This is a genomic window from Chryseobacterium lathyri, from assembly GCF_003290185.1.
Lineage (GTDB): Bacteria > Bacteroidota > Bacteroidia > Flavobacteriales > Weeksellaceae > Chryseobacterium > Chryseobacterium lathyri.
On the sequence record NZ_QNFY01000005.1, the window covers coordinates 225,928 to 243,622 of the forward strand.

Genomic DNA, 17,695 nt, shown 5'->3' on the forward strand with positions numbered 1-17,695 from the left:
AAAATGAATACAATTGAAATTAATGATCCTTACATAGGAGAATGGACAACTTTTATAGAAACGGATAAAACGTATAATGGCGACATTATTATAGATGCATATTGTGACGATATTCTTTACAAAAAGGTTGGAAGCGTTTATTACAGAAGAGTTTTGGAAGACAGCAGAGTCGATATCAGATGGTTTGGAGCGCTGCCGGATGGTGTTACTGATTGTTCAGATGCAATTCAGCAGGCTTTTATTTCGGCAGATCAATTTAAATTATCAGTTACTGCGGGTAAAGGTACTTATCTTGTTACTAAAACAATTTATATTCCTCAGAATCCTGATTTGTTTTTTTTGTCTAAAACATATGATTTTAACGAATCTGCGTTTTTGATACAATCTGATTTTACTGTCTTTGAATCAGGATATTATGATCAGGGAGAATTGGTCAGTGCAATAGGAAGACCTAATGATACTAATAATTGTTTTGGGATTAAATTTGGAAATTTTTCTTTGTTGACATCTTTGTATAATGTTACTTCTCCAGCTTTGGTTATAAAAGACTGGCATCAGGGCTGTGAAATATCTAATATATCTTCTTTCAAGTTTTCGACTTTATTAGAGTCGGTGAATAATTATTATACTGTATTTAATGATTTGAGGACTAGTCATGAGAATGATGCTAGATTGGGAGAAAGATTTATTTTTTCCGGAGAGATGAATTTAAATGTTTTTAGGGCTTTGGTGGCATCAAATGCATTAACAGGGTATAAGTTTGACGGGCCATTAAGAGCCTGTCATTTTGATGCAATTTCTGTAGAAGGAGTTACAACGGGAATGCAGTTTAACTCTGAAATCAATAATTGCTCAGTCGTTAATTCCTACATAGAAAATTTTGAATTAGCTTTTGAATTCAATAGCTACATTGATAGCTTTACATTAGATAATAACTATCTTAATTTTGGAAATGATCCTTCACGCAGACTCATAAAGTATATAGGATTGCCATTAAATAATATCCATCTTCTTTCCACTAATAATATGGTCGGATTTACAAATTATGGGCAATTATATGTAAGCACAGAAAATGATTATGGATATGGTATGGAAATGAGTTTCAACCCTATTAAAGGGGATTCTATTAATAATCTTCTTACCGATGATTTCGGAGCTAATTTTAATATTAATGGGAAAGCAAAATTCCCAACCTACTTAGCCAATATTCAAAATGCAAAAGGATTGATTCCTGGAAACTACTCAGGCCAATATACCCATGGTTATGATGGAACCTCTGGCTTTGAAGTAGACTCTTCATTATCTAATTTAGTACACGTTAAAACTAAAATTAAGCATACATGGACCCAGATTGTATATGTCAATTTAGAAGTATACGTAGGTTCAGTGGTAAAGTATTATAAAGGATTTTTTATAGGAAATGTATTTTATGAATTTGGAAGCAGTGGAATATCTGTTACCGGAGGACTGGAATCTATTGTTAATTCTGATGGCTTTATTGATATACAAGGAGGCAGCTATGAAAGCGGAGATGTAATTAGTGTAAAAGGTGAAGTACGTTTAATTTAAAGCATATTATATTAAGTTATTAACCCTGAATAATTATTTTATTCAGGGTTAATTATTTGATAATTCTAGATTAGAATATATGGTAAAGTGTTGAAATAAACTAAATAAGGATTAACATAATTTTGTATATTTGGTAAGTTTGTGTTAAATCAAAAATTATCTTTAATGAAAAAGCTAAATATTGGAATACTTGCTCTTTCCGGCATTGTATTTTTAAACTCATGCGGAACGGCTAAAACTGCTGCTACAAAAACTGAAACTACGGTTGCTGTTGCAGAGCCTGTGAAAGAAGAATTAAAAGAAGAAGGAATCAATTTATCTTATATGGATAAAAGCGTTCGCCCGCAGGATGACTTTTTTAGCTATGTGAACGGAAATTGGGTGAAGACTACCCAGATTCCTTCCGATAAAGCGAGCTGGGGTTCTTTCAATGCATTGAGAGAAAATGTAGATGATGCTTCTCTGGATATTCTGAATAAAATTTTATCCGAAACATATTCTGAAGGTTCAGAAGGCCAGAAAATTCAGAATCTATACGCATCTTTCATGGATGTAAACAAAAGGAATGCAGATGGATTGGCTCCAATCAAAGGAGATTTATCAAAAATTGAGGCGATCAAAAACCTTAATGACCTGCAGAAATACCTTCTTGAAGCCACAAAGTTAGGAGACAATTCCTTTTACGGCTGGAGGGTAAGCGCAGACATGAAGAACTCTAAAATGAATGCAGTATATCTTGGCGGTCCGGATCTTGGATTAGGAAGAGATTACTATCAGAAAGTAAATGATGCCAATACTAAAACCTTAGCAGAATACCAGATATATGTCGGGAAATTATTCGATGTTTTAGGAAATAAAAATTCAGCACAGGCTGCGCAGAATGTAGTGGCATTTGAAAAGCAGCTTGCTAACTACCTGTTGACTCTGGAGCAGAACAGAGATGCCAACCTGAGATATAACCCTAAAAATGTAGCTGAACTTCCAGGGCTGGTTAAAAATGTCAACCTGGCTAAATATCTGAAGGATGCAGGTGTAAATACCGATAAAGTAATCATCGGAGAACTGAAATATTATCAGAATATGGATCAGTTCATCACTGAAAAAAATCTTCCTCTGTTAAAAGATTATCTGAAATACCATTTAATTAACGGGAATGCCAGCAATCTTGATGATAAGCTTGAGCAGATCAGATTCGATTTCTATTCAAAGTATCTTCAGGGCCAGAAAGAGCAGCGCCCGATGGACAAAAGAGGGCTTAGTCTTGTGAATGGAGTCCTTGGTGAGGCTTTCGGAAAATTATACGTTGAAAAATATTTTACTCCTGAAGCAAAAGCTCAGATGGAGATGTATATTGACTATATTTTAAAATCATTCAAAACACATATCAACGATATGGACTGGATGTCTCCGGCTACTAAAGTGAAAGCTCAGGAAAAACTGTCTAAATTCACTGTGAAAATTGCTTATCCCGACAAATGGAAAGATTATACCCAGTTAAAGGTGGAATCTCCAAAACAGGGTGCAACACTATACTCCAATCTTCAGAACGTAGCTGCGTGGCAATATCAGAGAAGCCTTGATAAAGTAGGAAAACCGGTTGATAAAACAGAATGGGGAATGTCTCCGCAAACTGTAAATGCTTACTACAGCGGATCAAACAATGAGATTGTTTTCCCGGCGGCCATTCTTCAGCCTCCTTTCTATAATCCTAAAGCTGATGCTGCCGTAAACTTCGGAGGAATCGGTGCTGTTATTGGACACGAGATCTCTCACGGATTCGATGACAGCGGTTCGCGTTTTGACGGGGACGGAAACCTCAACAACTGGTGGACGGATGAAGACCGTAAGAATTTTGATGCGAAAGTAGCACAGCTGGCGGCTCAGTACAGCGCTTATGAACCGGTAAAAGGAAGCTTTGTAAACGGTAAATTTACAAGTGGTGAAAACATTGGTGACCTTGGTGGAGTAGCAGTAGCCTACGATGCCCTTCAGATGTATCTGAAAGACAAAGGAAATCCTGGGAAAATCAGTGGATTTACACAGGATCAGAGATTCTTCATGAGCTGGGCAACCGTATGGAGAACAAAATCTACCGACCAGTATATGATTAACCAGGTGAAGACCGATCCGCACTCTCCGGGAGTGTTCAGGGCATTCGGGCCGCTGGTCAATCAGGACGCATTCAACAAAGCATTTGATATTAAACCTGGGGACAAAATGTATAAAGCGCCTCAGGACAGAATAAAAATTTGGTAGAATAACCAAAAATTGTTAGAAAAGAAAGAATCCATCCCCATTAAATGTGAGATGGATTCTTTTTTTAATATGCTTTCTTATAATTCCGGAGGACAAAATTTATTCCGGTTTCAATAATGTCCCCCATGGTTTTACAATACTTGAAGTTGACGTCGTAGGTAAGTTTTTGCAAAGCTGTTTTCAGCTCTGTAACATTGGCTTCCGGCGCAATATCTTCTTTTTTCATAATGGCAATAAGTTCATTGAATCTGCTTTTGCTGCTGGTCACTCTTTTTACAATTTGTGAACGTACTTCTTTACGATACTGCTCTATAGAATTAGGCTTCAGTTTTTCCAGTACCATGCTAACCATCGCGTTGTTTTCTTTAAAATATTGGGGAAGATAAACTTTCAAATTCCCTTCATAGCTTTGCTGGTCAAAATCGATGGGGCGAATTTTATAAATAACCTGGTCGAAATCGTGAATGGGAATAATAACATAATTATAAGAGCGCATGTCACCCAGCAGTCCTATGAGGCAACGTTCATTGAATTTTACAAACTCCTTGGAAATCTGGGCTTTTTCCAGTTCTGTACAGTTCTGTAAATGTTTCTGGATAAAAATATCTCCGGGAATTCCTAAGATATGCTCTTCGATCAGGGTATTTTTATGGATAAGGAAATTAATTCGATTGGGAGAAAGCAGATCTTCAATTTCCAGCCCATAGATACGGGAAGCATCGGCCTGTTTAATATAAAAATTAGTATGATTGTCATTGAGAATATTTCTCACCCGAATCCGAAAAGGCTTAGAGTTTCCGAAAGTGCAAAAGTCGATCGTATCCACTTTCAGATAAGGCAAAGTTGCCTCGTCTCCATCGGAATGAAGAAGGGTGTAAATCTTATTTAAATTAGCCTCTATTTCTTTAAATTCATACTCAGAATACAATACACCAAGCCACAAAGTATCTTTGCCCTCCTTATCCAGAATATTTACACTGTCGCTGAATCTCAGCAGATCTTCATATAAGAACTGGATCTTAGTCGTTCTGTTATGTCTTTCCAAATACTGATTTAATGCTTCTGAAACAGGATATATTGGTTTTCTAAACGCGATCTTTACATCTTTCATGACTCTGTTACTTTGTTTAAATATAAAGAATTTTTTTCCTCATACCGGAAGAATTCCTAGTTTAATACGTGGTTGATGCTTTTTTATAAATGCAAAGCATACAAAGATTTATTTTTATTTTCCCACAGCTTATTTTATTTATTTTTCATAGTTTAGTGATATCGTAAAGTCATGATTTTACGTTAAATATAAATTAGCTTAAATTAAATATTTCAAGAAAAATCTTTACAAAATTTTGTATGTTACAGTTTTTTTTTAAATTTAAACATTGGATTGGTAATTTATTTGATTCATCAGTAAATTACTCAAAGACAGATCCAAACCAAAATCAGAAATCTCAAAATAACAATAATATGGCAATGTTTAATTATGGTGTTGGCGGCAACGAGGTAAAAGTAGACGCTAATGAAGCTATTCAGGAAATACAGGAAAACAAATCGCTGATAGTGAGCCAGCTTACTACAGAAGAATCTTATACCCCTGAAATCGTAACAGGATTAAAAACTGTAGACGACGTCTTCAGACATTTTCAACCATCCGTAGCTGTACAGCACGAGACGGAAGATGGTGGAGTAGTAGAGGAGGAATTCCGTTTTCAGAATCTTGCAGACTTTACCCCTAGAAATCTTACTCAGAAATCAGACTATTTACAGCAGCTTAGCATGGAACAGGAGCAGTACAATAAAATCGTACGCCAGCTGAAGACCAATAAGATTCTGCGTAATATGCTTGAGAATGAACAGACCAGAGCTGCATTCATCGAAGTATTGAAAGATGTGGCACAAGAACTTGAAAAATAATTATTTACACTAAATCAAATCATGGATAGCAAATTACAGGCACAAGAAAGCCAACAGCAGAGTCAGCAGCAGCACTCAGGGCAGCCGAAAGGTAACCCGCTTGCGGAGCTTAATAAAATAGGAGGTTTTGGCTTTGTTGAATCCGTTGTAGACGGTATCGCCAATATGAACCCTACAAGAAAAGCCAGGAAAGAAATTTTCCTGACGGACACCAATAAATCAGACGAAAGAAAAGAGCTTCTTCAAAAAATAAACCTTTGGGTGAGTCTTTTAGAAGGAAATGAGTCTGCAGATAAAATGGCAGATACCTGCAAAACCAAAGCGCAGGCAGCAGATCAGAATCTAAAGACCAACCTGAAAAATACACTTGATGCAGTACGTCTGTTGGAAACCAACTACAGAACTGTAGCTCAGTTCTATAAAAATACAGAACTGGATAAAGTGGATAATGTAAGCATCGTTAATGCAAGCCTTGAACAGGTTTCAGATCTGGATAATCCTTTATTCATTGATGCTATTTCCGAAGAATTCAAAAATTATTATGACCGTTTAGATCTTAGAGACAACTATTCTATCCTGGCAATACCTGGATATTTAGGCTCAAACAAAGTCATTGAAAAATGGGCAAAGATCTGTAATGAGAACAAAGTAATGATGGTCACCGATTTCGCCAATCTGGATAAGCCAGATGACGTAGTCGACTTATTCCACTCTGCAAACCTTACGGGAGGCGAGCTTCACAGAAGTAACGTTATTATGACGTGCAACTGGCTTGTGGGCAGAGGAAGAGCTGAAGAAGTAGGAGAAGAAGAAAATGTAGAGCTTCCGCCTTCCACTTCATTAGCTGGAAAAATCCACAAAACTTTGATGTCTCAGGTGGCAGCAGGTAAAAAGCATGGTAATATCAACGAAGTAGATGCCGTAAAATTCGAATTGAAGAAAAGCGAAATTTCTCAGTTAGAAAAAATGGGTCTTGTTCCAATGGTGAACGAATATGGTAAGATCATGGCATTCTCTGCTAAAACACTGTTTACAGGAGATAACATCGGTCTTCAGACCTATTCAGTAGTACGTGTATTCGACTACGTAACTAAAGTTTTACTTGACTTCCTGAACAGAAGAGCCTTCGAAAACTGGAATGCCAAGAACGAAGACGATTTGAGAAGGCAGATTGTAACCTTCCTTGACAATATCAAAGGTCCGGACAAATTGATTGAAAAGTTCAAAATTGTTCGTTTCGAGCAGGACAGAGTCAATAAAGACAGAGTATGGCTTGATATCCGTATGACCCCTTATTTCCCTACAAAAAGTTTCGTTATTAAATTGGACGGACATAAAGGAGATGATGGTAACGAGTGGGATGCACAATATACTCAGGAATAACAACAACCCAATTTTAATAACAAAACCGATGCATTTTTACATCGGTTTTTTACTGCCAATTCATATGAAAATTAATGTGATCAAAAATAGTTTAAGCCTCTTTCTGCCTGTACTCCTGCTGATTATATTGTCGGGATGTGAGAAAAAATACCAGGCACCGGACCATTATGCAGTAGATCTTTTTAAAGACGAACGGCAGCAGGGAAAAGCCTATATCATGAACGAAGAAGAATGCTTTGACGGTAGCGAGCTGGTTATTGCAAGTTCCAATGTGAAACTGACTGACAGTTCAAAAGGAAGAGGGAAAACATTCTTTCTTTACAAAGTAAGATCCGGAAAAGTACTGAAAACAATAAGAGATTCAGTGATGGATTATCCGTTCATGTTTCTTTCTGATCAAAGACTGAAGCTTAAGCCAGATTCAATCTACCTTTATCTGAAAAAACTTGAGGGCTACCGGTTTATTGCTGCAGAAAGAAATCTCAAATATCAATGGCTGAAAGCTGCTCCCGTATATTCCATTAAAAAGGATAAATAATTTTATCTTTGCAGAACGGGAACTGACAGCATTTTAAGCTTTTTAAAAAGAGGTTGCAAAATATGCTTCGACTCTGCTCAGCATGACAATCTGCAACTATATGGCATTAGAGGTGTCACGCTGAGCGAAATCGAAGCATCATAAAAATAGTTGCAGTTAAGAATTCCCTCAAATCATTTAAACAGACAAAGGTTTTTGGAAAAAAATAATAAAAGTTCAGAATTTCTCCATGTTGGAAATAAATTACTGAGCTGGTACGGGAAAAATGCAAGAGATCTGCCTTTCAGACAGACAAAAGATCCTTATAAAATCTGGATCTGCGAAATTGTTTTTCAGCAGACGAGGATCAGTCAGGGGCTCAATCATTACAATAATTTCATTAAAAGATTTCCAGATGTAAAGACACTGGCTGAAGCTGACGAAAATGAAGTGCTGCTCTATTGGAAAGGACTTGGATATTATTCAAGAGCCATTAATATCCATAAAGCTTCACAGCAGATCATGAATGATTATCAGGGTGTTTTTCCTGCTGATTATGAAGAGATTTTGAAATTAAAAGGAGTCGGGAGATATACCGCTGCGGCAGTTTCAAGCATCTGTTTTGGAGGTAGAATGCCGGCTGTTGATGGTAATTTTTACAGGGTTTTGAGCCGTATTTTTGCCGATGACTTTGATATTTCCAATTCAAAGGCCTTTTCCTATTTTTCTCAATTGGCAACATTGGTCATGCCAGAGAATGTAGGCGATTTTAATCAGGCTATGATGGATCTCGGTTCAGAAATCTGTAAGCCTAAGAATCCTCTCTGTGGCGAATGTCCGGTAAATGATGACTGTCTTGCATTTTCTATGCAGAAAACATCAGAGTACCCTGTCAAGACAAAAAAGATAAAAACAGAAGATCTTGCCCTGAAATATTATTTTGTGCACAGAAACGGACAGTTTCTGATCCGGCAGAGAAAAGACGATTTCATCTGGAAGAAATTATTTGAGTTTCCACCGGTAATTTCTGCCGATTTGGAACCGTTTATCAGGAATGTAAAAACCATCAACCATAAGCTTACCCATAAGAATCTCACCATTGAAATTTCTAATGTTGGGGTTGATTCAGAAGCGGTTTGGGATAGTTTTATAGCCGAAAATCAGTACCTCATTACAGACTTTGAAGCTTCTCACGACAAATCTTTTCCCAAACCTTTGGAAAACTACATCCAAAACTCACTGAAAGACTGAAATTTGTCTCCCAAAATCTAAAATCTAATTTGTACTTTTGCAAAATGATTAAAAACGTCATTTTTATTTTTGTATCACTGCTTTTAATTTCTTGCGGAAAAGATCATGTTCCAAAACCTTACGGGGAACTCCGCCTGGAGTATCCGGCACCCAAATATCAGAAATTTGAGAATAACTGTGCCTATACTTTTGAATATTCAGACTTTGCATCGATTTCCGATGCTAAAAAGCCGTGCTGGTATTATATAAATTATCCAAAAATGAAAGCCAAGGTCTTTGTGACCTATTATCCGATACAGAATGATTTTGCAGATCATATCAAAGAAGCTGAGAAAATGGTTTATGAGCATACCATTAAAGCAAGTTCCATCGATACCAAATCATTTGAATACCCGGACAAAAAAGTGTACGGAAACTTCTATGAGCTTAAGGGGCAGAGCGCTTCTAATCTTCAATTTTACATTACAGACAGCACAAAACATTTTGTGACTGCTTATTTATACTTTAATACAAGGCCAAAACCTGATTCTTTGGCCCCGGCAGTGAACTATATCAAAGATGATATGAAGCATCTGTTGGACACTTTTGAATGGAAAAAATAATTGACTTTAAAATACATTGAAAAATATATGAAACTTTTAGTTGTAGGAAGCGTTGCATTTGATGCAATCGAAACGCCATTTGGTAAAACTGATAAAATTTTAGGAGGGGCAGCTACTTATATCAGCATCACTTCATCCGTTTTAGGCGTTAAATCTGGTATTGTTTCCGTTGTTGGAGGAGATTTCCCACAGGAGCACCTTGATATGTTCACAGACAGAGATGTAAATATTGAAGGAATTGAGATCGTAAAAGAAGGAAAAACATTCTTCTGGTCCGGGAAATATCATAATGATCTGAATACCAGAGATACTTTGGCTACAGAAGTGAATGTTTTGGAAAATTTTGATCCTAAAATTCCAGATTCTATGCAAGATGCAGAAATTCTTCTGCTTGGTAACCTGCACCCTGGTGTTCAGCTGTCCGTACTGGAAAAAATGAACAAACGTCCAAAACTTGTTATCCTTGATACTATGAACTTTTGGATGGATTCAGCATGGGATATCCTGATGGATATGATTGCTAAAACAGATGTTATTACCATCAATGATGAAGAGGCAAGACAGCTTTCAGGAGAATATTCTTTAGTAAAAGCAGCTAAAAAAATCCATACCATGGGTCCTGACTATGTAATCATTAAAAAAGGAGAGCACGGAGCTTTACTTTTCCACAACAATAAAGTATTCGCTATCCCTGCACTTCCATTAGAAGAGGTTTTTGATCCAACCGGGGCCGGAGATACTTTTGCAGGAGGTTTTGCAGCTTATCTTGCCAAAAAAGGTAAGTTTGATTTCGAGACCATGAAGTCTGCTTTAATCGTAGGTTCGGCTATGGCTTCCTTCACGGTTGAGAAATTCGGAACAGAAAGAATTCAGGAAGTAAATGAAGCGGATATGTTCAGCAGATTAAGACAATTCAAAGAATTAACGACATTCGATGTTGAACTGCAATAAATAAGTCTTTTTAAGAAATATTTATAATAAAAAATTTAGACTAATTCGTTAAGTATTCTAAATTTGCAACTTGTTTAAAATAGTAAAATGACAAATAAACTAAAAATCACTTTTCTTCTTGGGATTTTCATGATGATATTCTCTTCAAACATGAATGCTCAGCTAAAACCGGGAGAACTAGTGGATGGTATTGCTGCTGTTATCGGTGATGAAATTGTTTTGGAATCGGATGTGAATGAGCAGATGAACTATGCCAAACAACAGGGAGCCTCTGAGACTGACAAATGTGACTTCCTTGAAAACCTGATCAGCAACAAGCTTCTTGTATACGAAGCCAAAAAAGATACATTAATTGAAAACCGTTCTGCTGCCATTAAAGAGCAGGCCAATGCAAAATACCGTCAATTGCTTTCTCAGTTCCCTGACGAAAAAACGATGCTTGCTGCATATAAATTCAGAAATGGGTATGAAATGAAAAACGCTATTGAAAAGATAGATGTAGACCAATATTACGGGCAGGCAAAATATCAGCGTATCACTGAAAAGGCAGACGTAACTCCAAATGAGGTTACAGACTTCTATAACCTGTACAAAATGCAGCTTCCGGAAGTAAAGGATGAAATCTCTTTAGCACAGATCATGATATACCCTAAACTGACCGATGCGCATAAAGAAGATCTTATCAAAAGATTAAATAAAATTAAGCAGGATATTGCCGCCGGAGAGACTTTTGAAAGCCAGGCAAGAATTTATTCTGAAGATGAAGGATCTGCTGCGAATGGAGGACTTTATAAAAATATAAACAAAGGACAAATGGTAAAGCCGTTTGAAGCGGCTGCACTGAACCTTCAGGAAAATGAGATCTCAGATCCCATTGAATCCGAGTTTGGATACCATATCATACAGCTTATCAAAAAATCAGGAAAAGTATACGACGCAAGACATATCTTATTGAAAGCGACTCCTACAGACGATGAAATAAAGACAGCAAAAGCAAAACTGGACAGTATCAAAAAACTTGTTCTTGACGGGAAAATAACATTTAAAGATGCTGCTTTTAAATTTTCAGATGATAAAAGAACGAAATTCAATGCCGGAATTATTTCAGGTGCAGACGGTTCTGATAAAATTGAAAGAGAAAGTATTCCCGGATCTATCACTTATGAATTGGCTGGTCTGAACAAAGGAGATATTACTTCTGCTTTCGAGGATGAAGACAATAAAAGAAAAGTAGTGAAGATCATCAAATTAGAAGATGTTATTCCTGCCCACCAGATCACGCTGGAAACAGATTATAACAGAATCAAGCAGATGGCGCTCAACAAAAAGCGTAATGAAATGATTGAGAAGTTTGTCAACTCTAAATTACCGACAACCTTTATATCAATTGACGGGCGTTATGATAACTGTAAATTCAAAGCCAACTGGAAAAAAGAATCGATCAAAAAATAAAATATAAAACCTTCAGAAATTCTGAAGGTTTTTTTATACCAAAAAGTCAGGATATTTCCTTTAGAACCCACGTTTTTTATTATTTTTACGCATGAGCAATTTTATAGATTTCAATTCAGCAAAAAAACTTCAGGAAATGAAGGCAGATCAAAATAGAATTACAAAGCTTTTTAACATACAATATCCTATTATTCAGGCAGGGATGATCTGGCATTCAGGATGGAGGCTGGCTTCGGCGGTTTCCAATTGTGGAGGCTTGGGGATCATAGGAGCGGGAAGCATGTATCCTGATATCCTGAGAGAAAATATTCAGAAATGTAAATTGGCTACAGATAAACCTTTTGGTGTTAATGTGCCTATGCTGTATCCTAACCTTGAAGAGATCATCCAGATCATTCTGGAAGAGGGTGTGAAGATTGTTTTTACTTCAGCCGGAAATCCCAAAACCTATACGGAAACGCTTCAAAAAGAAGGAATAAAAGTTGCCCACGTTGTTTCATCTACTAAATTTGCTGTAAAATGCGAAGAAGCAGGAGTAGATGCTGTAGTGGCCGAAGGTTTTGAAGCAGGGGGACACAACGGAAGAGACGAGACCACGACTTTCTGTCTGATCCCGAATGTAAAGAAACATATTTCCAAACCATTGATTGCTGCCGGAGGAATTGCATTGGGCTCTCAGATGAAAGCTGCCATGATCCTCGGTGCAGACGGTGTACAAATAGGTTCCCGGTTCGCTGCTACCGTTGAAGCAAGTGCTCACGAAAACTGGAAAAAGAAAATTACAGAACTGAATGAAGGTGACACCCACCTTACTTTAAAAGAACTGGCGCCTGTAAGGATGGTGAAAAATAAGTTCTTTGGTGAGCTGGAAGACATCTACCAGTCAGGAAGAAATAAAGAAGCTTTAATAGCTTCATTGGGACGTGCAAGAGCAAAGCGTGGAATGTTCGAAGGAGATATGGAAGACGGTGAGCTGGAGATTGGACAGGTTTCTGCTTTGATCAACGATATATTACCGGTAGAAACCGTTTTCAGTAATTTACTAAAGGAATTTGAAGCAGCAAAAGTTCCAGGCTTATAGAACCGAATGAATGGAAGAGAGGATAATAGAAGTAAGAAGTCAGAAACTTTATATCACATACAATAACATAGTCGAAGAAAAACCTGTTATTATTTTTCTTCACGATTCCTTGGGTTGCGCACAACTTTGGAGAGATCTTCCGACAAAACTGTTTGAAATTGCGGACTGTAATATTCTTATGTATGACAGACCAGGCTATGGGAAATCCGGACCTATGCCGACCCACGAAAGGCCGGTTAATTATATGGAACTGGAAGCAGATTTACTGAATGAGCTGCTGACAGAGCTTAATATCAACAATGCCATCCTATTCGGGCATAGCGACGGAGGAACCATTGCCCTCATTACAGCTGCAAAATATCCCGAAAGAATAAAAGGCATAATCTGTGAAGCAGGACATATTTTTGTAGAAGAAGTTACTTTAAAAGGAGTTTACGAAGCCTGGGATGCTTATAAAACGACCAATCTTGCCGAACGTCTTGCCAAATACCATGGAGAAAAAGTGGAAATGCTTTTCAGGGCCTGGACGGAAACATGGACTCGTGAAGATTATAGAAACTGGAATATTGAATACCTTTTAAAAGATATTCAATGCCCTTTACTTTTTATTCAGGGGGATGCTGATGAATATGGCACCCTGGATCAGGTTGAAAAAACAGTTTCTCAGGTAAGCGGTCCTGCAGAAAAATATATTATTCCGGGAATAGGGCATACGCCGCATAAAGAAAATCCAGAGCTTGTTTTGGCTAAGGTATCAGAATTTATAGAAAAAATATAGCTGTAAGCATAATCAGTAATAAGAGCATCTTGTGTTACAAGGTGCTTTTTATTTTCAGTCATGTAATTAAACAATATCTAATTTAAATTGTCTATTTATATTTTCTGTACAAATTGATGAGTTGTGTTTGAATGAGTGGTTTAATAAAGGAGATGCAGCAAAGCCACATCTCCTTTATTATTACAGTTATAGAAGCTGAATTTCTGCAGCTATATTTTCTCTTGCCTGCTGCTCATATTTGTCCCTGAAATGCTCTGTTTTAAAAATACTTTCCAGTTCCAGGAAATGTTTCAATACCTTCTTTCTTCCCGGTTTGTACAGAAGGTCAGGATAAAGAGCATACTCCTTCCGGATCTTCCGGGTATAATCAAAATATATTGCAGAATCTTTTCCCAAGATAGAAAGGTCTGCATCCAGAAGATAGTTTGTATCCGCATCATCAGACTTTTGATGGGATTTTGTAGCTAAGATCTGATTTTCTGTTTTTAAAATTATAGTTTGAGGCAATCCCATTTTATGAAGCCGTTCTGCAGCATACCATGCACTTTTTTCTTCATTGGACTTTGAAGAAGCATCATAAATAACATCATGGTAAAAAACAGAAAATGAAACAGTAGAAAAATCATCAATAAGTTTTTTTACACTTTCCAGTTCTATGAACATATTCTCAAGGTGAAAAAGATCATGATAATACCTGCCTTTTCCGGAATATTGGGTTTCAATTTCTTGCCACAGATTTTCAATAAGACTCCTGTCTTCTGTAAAATGAAGACAAAGATCTGTGAAGTTTCCTTTCAGATGCATGATGAATGAGTATAAAAAAAGGAACTTTAAAAAGTTCCCTGATTTGCTTCCAACACTGCTTTCAGATCAGCCCAGCCTCCGCCGTTATAACCATCCTTCAGGCCCTGCCCATTAAGATATTCCAATGCTTTTCCGCTTCTGTTTCCGCTTCTGCAAAATAAGATCACAGGTTTTTCGATAGATAAGATCTCTTCCTTTCTGTCTTCTACTTCACCAAGAGGGATATTTTGGGCTCCGTCTATATTTCCGTCCATTTCAAGCTCCATAGGCTCACGAACATCAATTAATTCATAATTTCCAGACTGTATAACTTCTATTAAAGACATAACTGTGTAATTTAAGATTAAAAATAAGAACGAAAATACGCAATTTTTTCCTGAAAAAACTCTTTATCTAAACTTAAATTTTCCCAAAAATGCTTAAAACTTAAGGCTCATTCACTTCTTACCAAAGACCGTAAGATTCATAAATTAAGCTTAATTTTGCAGAATGGAAATCCTGAATGGCGATGCCGAAAAATATTCCCAGCTTATAAAATCCAAAGCACAACATTTTGGGTTTCAAAGCTGTGGCATTTCGAAAGCAGGATTTTTAGAAGAAGATGCTCCTAATCTTGAAAAATGGCTTAAAAACAATTTTCATGGCGAAATGAAGTACATGGAAAACCATTTTGACAAAAGATTGGATCCCAGGCTGCTTGTAGAAGGCTCAAAATCTGTTATTTCACTTTCTTATAATTACTTTCCAAAAGAAGAAATTTCGGCCCTGGAAAATTATAAGATCTCAAAATATGCTTACGCAGAAGATTATCATGAAGTGGTAAAAGAAATTCTCCGCGAGATGGTTTCAGAACTGCAGCAGGAGATAGGAGAGTTCGGGTTCCGGGTTTTTGTGGATTCTGCACCCGTTTTGGAAAGAAGCTGGGCCAGAAAATCAGGAATAGGCTGGGTAGGGAAAAATGCCAATCTCATCACAAAGCAAAATGGCTCCTTCTATTTTTTGGCGGAAATCATCTGTGATCTTGAATTAATCCCCGATCATGCCACTACAGATCATTGCGGTACCTGCAGGAAGTGTATTGATGCATGTCCTACGGATGCTATTGTTTCAGAAAAAATTATTGACGGAAGCCGCTGCATCTCTTACGCAACTATAGAGCTCAAAAACGAAATCCCCGATCATTTTAAAGATAAAATGGAAGACTGGATGTTCGGATGTGATATCTGCCAGGATGTATGTCCCTGGAATAGATTTTCTTCACCTAACCTTCAGAGTCGTTTTGCTCCGAATGAATCCCTGAAAAATTTCAAAAAAGAAGAGTGGAGAGAAATTACCCAGGAAATATTCTCTGAGATCTTCAGGAAATCCCCTGTAAAGAGAACCAAATTTGCCGGCCTGAAGCGGAATATTGAATTTTTGGAACGTTCTTCAGATAAACTTTAGGATAAATTTTTGGTGACAAATCCTGGTCTGGAATTTTGGGTCCCAAATTTGAGGAGGATAAATGACCATCCCTTAAGCTGCCGGTCTTAAGGAGGTTAAGATTTAATTCAGTAAGAATCTCTGAAAAACTTTTCCTAAAAAGAAAATTGACTTTCAGGAGACCAATGTCCCACAGAAAATCAACGCTTTTTTTGTACTCTTTTTGGAGCTGTTTTTACCCGTACTTTAAATCTTTTTTGTGATTTTGTATTTTTACGCATATTTGTGAATATTTCGTAACTAAATTTAATCATTTTTTCGATTAAAACAAATACTTTTACAGAAAATTGAAGATTAAATTTTATTAAAACATGAGTGTGAAAATTGTATTGCTGTATGTCCTGAAAACCATAGGAATTATTTTAGGAATTGTTGCTTTGTATGTTATTCTGGGCCTTTTACTTCCGCTTATAGAAGTTTCTGCAGATAATGACGGACAACCGAAAGATATTCCAATTTATATTTATACCAACGGTGTGCATACAGATATTGTAATGCCTGTAAAAAATGACCTTCAGGATTGGAGCGCAAAAGTTCCGTTTTCCAATACAAAATCAAAACGTACAGATTACAATTATATAGGAATAGGATGGGGAGACAAAGGGTTTTATCTGGATACTCCGACGTGGGCAGATCTGAAGTTTTCCACTGCTTTTAAAGCTGCCTTCTGGCTCAGCGATTCAGCCATGCACTGTTCCTATTACAACAGCATGAAAGAAGGCGAAGACTGCAAAAAGATCATGATCAGCAGAAATCAATATACGAGTCTGGTGAAATTTATAGAAGAAAAATTTGACAGGGATCAGAACGGAAACTTTATCCTGATTCCCACCAATGCTGTTTATGATGTAAACGATGCTTTTTATGATGCCAAAGGAAAGTACAGCTTCCTGAATACCTGTAATACCTGGGCAAATGATGCACTGAAAGCCGCAGGGCAGAAGGCTGCCCTATGGACACCTTCCGATTTTGGAATTTTTAGACACTATAAATAATTTTTCAATGAAGATTTTTGCTGTAATTTTTGTTTTACATCTTATATTTTCATGTAATAATGAATCTAAAAGAGACTATTCCGTTATAGCAAATTCTTTCATTAAAGAAGACAACAGGCCGGAAGCGGATCTGTCTAAAATTACAGCAAAGGCTGAAGAAGCTTTGAAATTCTGTGTTTCAAAAAAGCTAAATACAGATTTTTGTATCCTGATCGATATGAGCCTTCATTCGGGAATTAAAAGATTTTTTGTCTGGGATTTTAAAACGAAATCAGTGGTCAGGAAATATCTTGTGGGTCATGGCTGTGGCTCAAATCCCTGGAGTTCAGATGGTTCAAAAGACAGTCCACAGTTCAGCAACGAAGACGGAAGCCATCTTTCATCTTTGGGAAAATATAAGGTACAGGGAAGAGGATATAGTGATTGGGGAATCAATATCAAGTATCTGATGCATGGTCTGGAAAAAACAAACACTAATGCTTTAAAAAGATATATCGTTTTCCATTCATGGGATCAGATGAGCGACGACGAAGTTTTTCCAAAAGGTTCTCCCGAAGGCTGGGGGTGTCCTACTGTTTCTAACAACGCAATGAAAGAAATAGATCCTATGATTCAAAAGACCGGGGAACCGGTTCTGATGTGGATCTATCAATAATATACAGG

General features: G+C 37.0%; 17 protein-coding genes. 14 read left to right on the forward strand and 3 right to left on the reverse strand.

Features of this window, described 5'->3' with window-relative positions; all coding sequences use genetic code 11:
• Positions 1 to 3: 3 nt before the first annotated feature.
• A complete protein-coding gene (locus DRF61_RS08670; RefSeq protein ID WP_146896872.1) occupies positions 4 to 1,569 on the forward strand; it encodes a glycosyl hydrolase family 28-related protein in 1,566 nt (521 codons plus the stop codon).
• A gap of 165 nt (positions 1,570 to 1,734) precedes the next feature.
• Positions 1,735 to 3,825 carry a M13 family metallopeptidase gene (locus DRF61_RS08675; protein ID WP_111956040.1) on the forward strand — a complete coding sequence of 697 codons (2,091 nt, stop codon included), beginning with the start codon at positions 1,735 to 1,737 and terminating at the stop codon, positions 3,823 to 3,825.
• Positions 3,826 to 3,889: 64 nt separating this feature from the next.
• Here the strand turns inward: DRF61_RS08675 and DRF61_RS08680 are convergent, their stop codons facing one another.
• Entirely contained in the window at positions 3,890 to 4,936 is a 1,047-nt protein-coding gene (locus DRF61_RS08680) for a hypothetical protein (protein ID WP_111956042.1), read from the reverse strand.
• Positions 4,937 to 5,289: 353 nt separating this feature from the next.
• On the opposite strand from DRF61_RS08680, the gene DRF61_RS08685 reads away from it, so the two are divergent.
• The 9 genes from DRF61_RS08685 to DRF61_RS08725 all read left to right on the forward strand — a co-directional run bounded on the left by DRF61_RS08685 (position 5,290) and on the right by DRF61_RS08725 (position 13,751).
• On the forward strand, positions 5,290 to 5,736 hold the full coding sequence (locus tag DRF61_RS08685) for a type VI secretion system contractile sheath small subunit (RefSeq protein ID WP_223558606.1): 447 nt from the start codon (positions 5,290 to 5,292) through the stop codon (positions 5,734 to 5,736).
• Between the two features lie 21 nt (positions 5,737 to 5,757).
• Positions 5,758 to 7,119: a DUF5458 family protein gene (locus DRF61_RS08690; RefSeq protein WP_111956046.1), complete on the forward strand. Its 1,362-nt coding sequence runs from the start codon at positions 5,758 to 5,760 to the stop codon at positions 7,117 to 7,119.
• Positions 7,120 to 7,147: 28 nt separating this feature from the next.
• Positions 7,148 to 7,657: a hypothetical protein gene (locus DRF61_RS08695; protein WP_111956048.1), complete on the forward strand. Its 510-nt coding sequence runs from the start codon at positions 7,148 to 7,150 to the stop codon at positions 7,655 to 7,657.
• Between the two features lie 195 nt (positions 7,658 to 7,852).
• The gene (mutY, locus tag DRF61_RS08700) at positions 7,853 to 8,887 is read left to right on the forward strand and encodes an A/G-specific adenine glycosylase (protein WP_111956050.1); all 1,035 of its coding nucleotides are present in this window, start codon (positions 7,853 to 7,855) and stop codon (positions 8,885 to 8,887) included.
• 44 nt (positions 8,888 to 8,931) lie between these two features.
• Entirely contained in the window at positions 8,932 to 9,489 is a 558-nt protein-coding gene (gene gldD, locus DRF61_RS08705; RefSeq protein WP_111956052.1) for a gliding motility lipoprotein GldD, read from the forward strand.
• Positions 9,490 to 9,516: 27 nt separating this feature from the next.
• Complete coding sequence (locus tag DRF61_RS08710) at positions 9,517 to 10,440, forward strand: PfkB family carbohydrate kinase (protein ID WP_111956237.1); 924 nt, start codon at positions 9,517 to 9,519, stop codon at positions 10,438 to 10,440.
• A gap of 87 nt (positions 10,441 to 10,527) precedes the next feature.
• On the forward strand, positions 10,528 to 11,892 hold the full coding sequence (locus DRF61_RS08715; RefSeq protein WP_111956054.1) for a peptidylprolyl isomerase: 1,365 nt from the start codon (positions 10,528 to 10,530) through the stop codon (positions 11,890 to 11,892).
• 91 nt (positions 11,893 to 11,983) lie between these two features.
• The gene (locus tag DRF61_RS08720) at positions 11,984 to 12,973 is read left to right on the forward strand and encodes an NAD(P)H-dependent flavin oxidoreductase (protein ID WP_228452496.1); all 990 of its coding nucleotides are present in this window, start codon (positions 11,984 to 11,986) and stop codon (positions 12,971 to 12,973) included.
• A gap of 10 nt (positions 12,974 to 12,983) precedes the next feature.
• The gene (locus DRF61_RS08725; protein ID WP_111956056.1) at positions 12,984 to 13,751 is read left to right on the forward strand and encodes an alpha/beta fold hydrolase; all 768 of its coding nucleotides are present in this window, start codon (positions 12,984 to 12,986) and stop codon (positions 13,749 to 13,751) included.
• Positions 13,752 to 13,937: 186 nt separating this feature from the next.
• Here the strand turns inward: DRF61_RS08725 and DRF61_RS08730 are convergent, their stop codons facing one another.
• Both DRF61_RS08730 and DRF61_RS08735 read right to left on the reverse strand, forming a co-directional pair.
• The gene (locus DRF61_RS08730) at positions 13,938 to 14,555 is read right to left on the reverse strand and encodes an HD domain-containing protein (RefSeq protein ID WP_111956058.1); all 618 of its coding nucleotides are present in this window, start codon (positions 14,553 to 14,555) and stop codon (positions 13,938 to 13,940) included.
• Between the two features lie 26 nt (positions 14,556 to 14,581).
• Entirely contained in the window at positions 14,582 to 14,881 is a 300-nt protein-coding gene (locus DRF61_RS08735) for a rhodanese-like domain-containing protein (RefSeq protein ID WP_111956060.1), read from the reverse strand.
• A gap of 163 nt (positions 14,882 to 15,044) precedes the next feature.
• On the opposite strand from DRF61_RS08735, the gene queG reads away from it, so the two are divergent.
• The 3 genes from queG (at position 15,045) to DRF61_RS08750 (ending at position 17,687) form a co-directional block, all read left to right on the forward strand.
• On the forward strand, positions 15,045 to 15,998 hold the full coding sequence (queG, locus tag DRF61_RS08740) for a tRNA epoxyqueuosine(34) reductase QueG (RefSeq protein ID WP_111956062.1): 954 nt from the start codon (positions 15,045 to 15,047) through the stop codon (positions 15,996 to 15,998).
• Positions 15,999 to 16,354: 356 nt separating this feature from the next.
• Positions 16,355 to 17,032, forward strand: a complete 678-nt coding sequence (locus tag DRF61_RS08745; protein WP_373865955.1) for a TIGR02117 family protein — start codon at positions 16,355 to 16,357, stop codon at positions 17,030 to 17,032.
• Positions 17,033 to 17,039: 7 nt separating this feature from the next.
• On the forward strand, positions 17,040 to 17,687 hold the full coding sequence (locus DRF61_RS08750; protein WP_111956066.1) for a murein L,D-transpeptidase catalytic domain-containing protein: 648 nt from the start codon (positions 17,040 to 17,042) through the stop codon (positions 17,685 to 17,687).
• Positions 17,688 to 17,695: the final 8 nt, after the last annotated feature.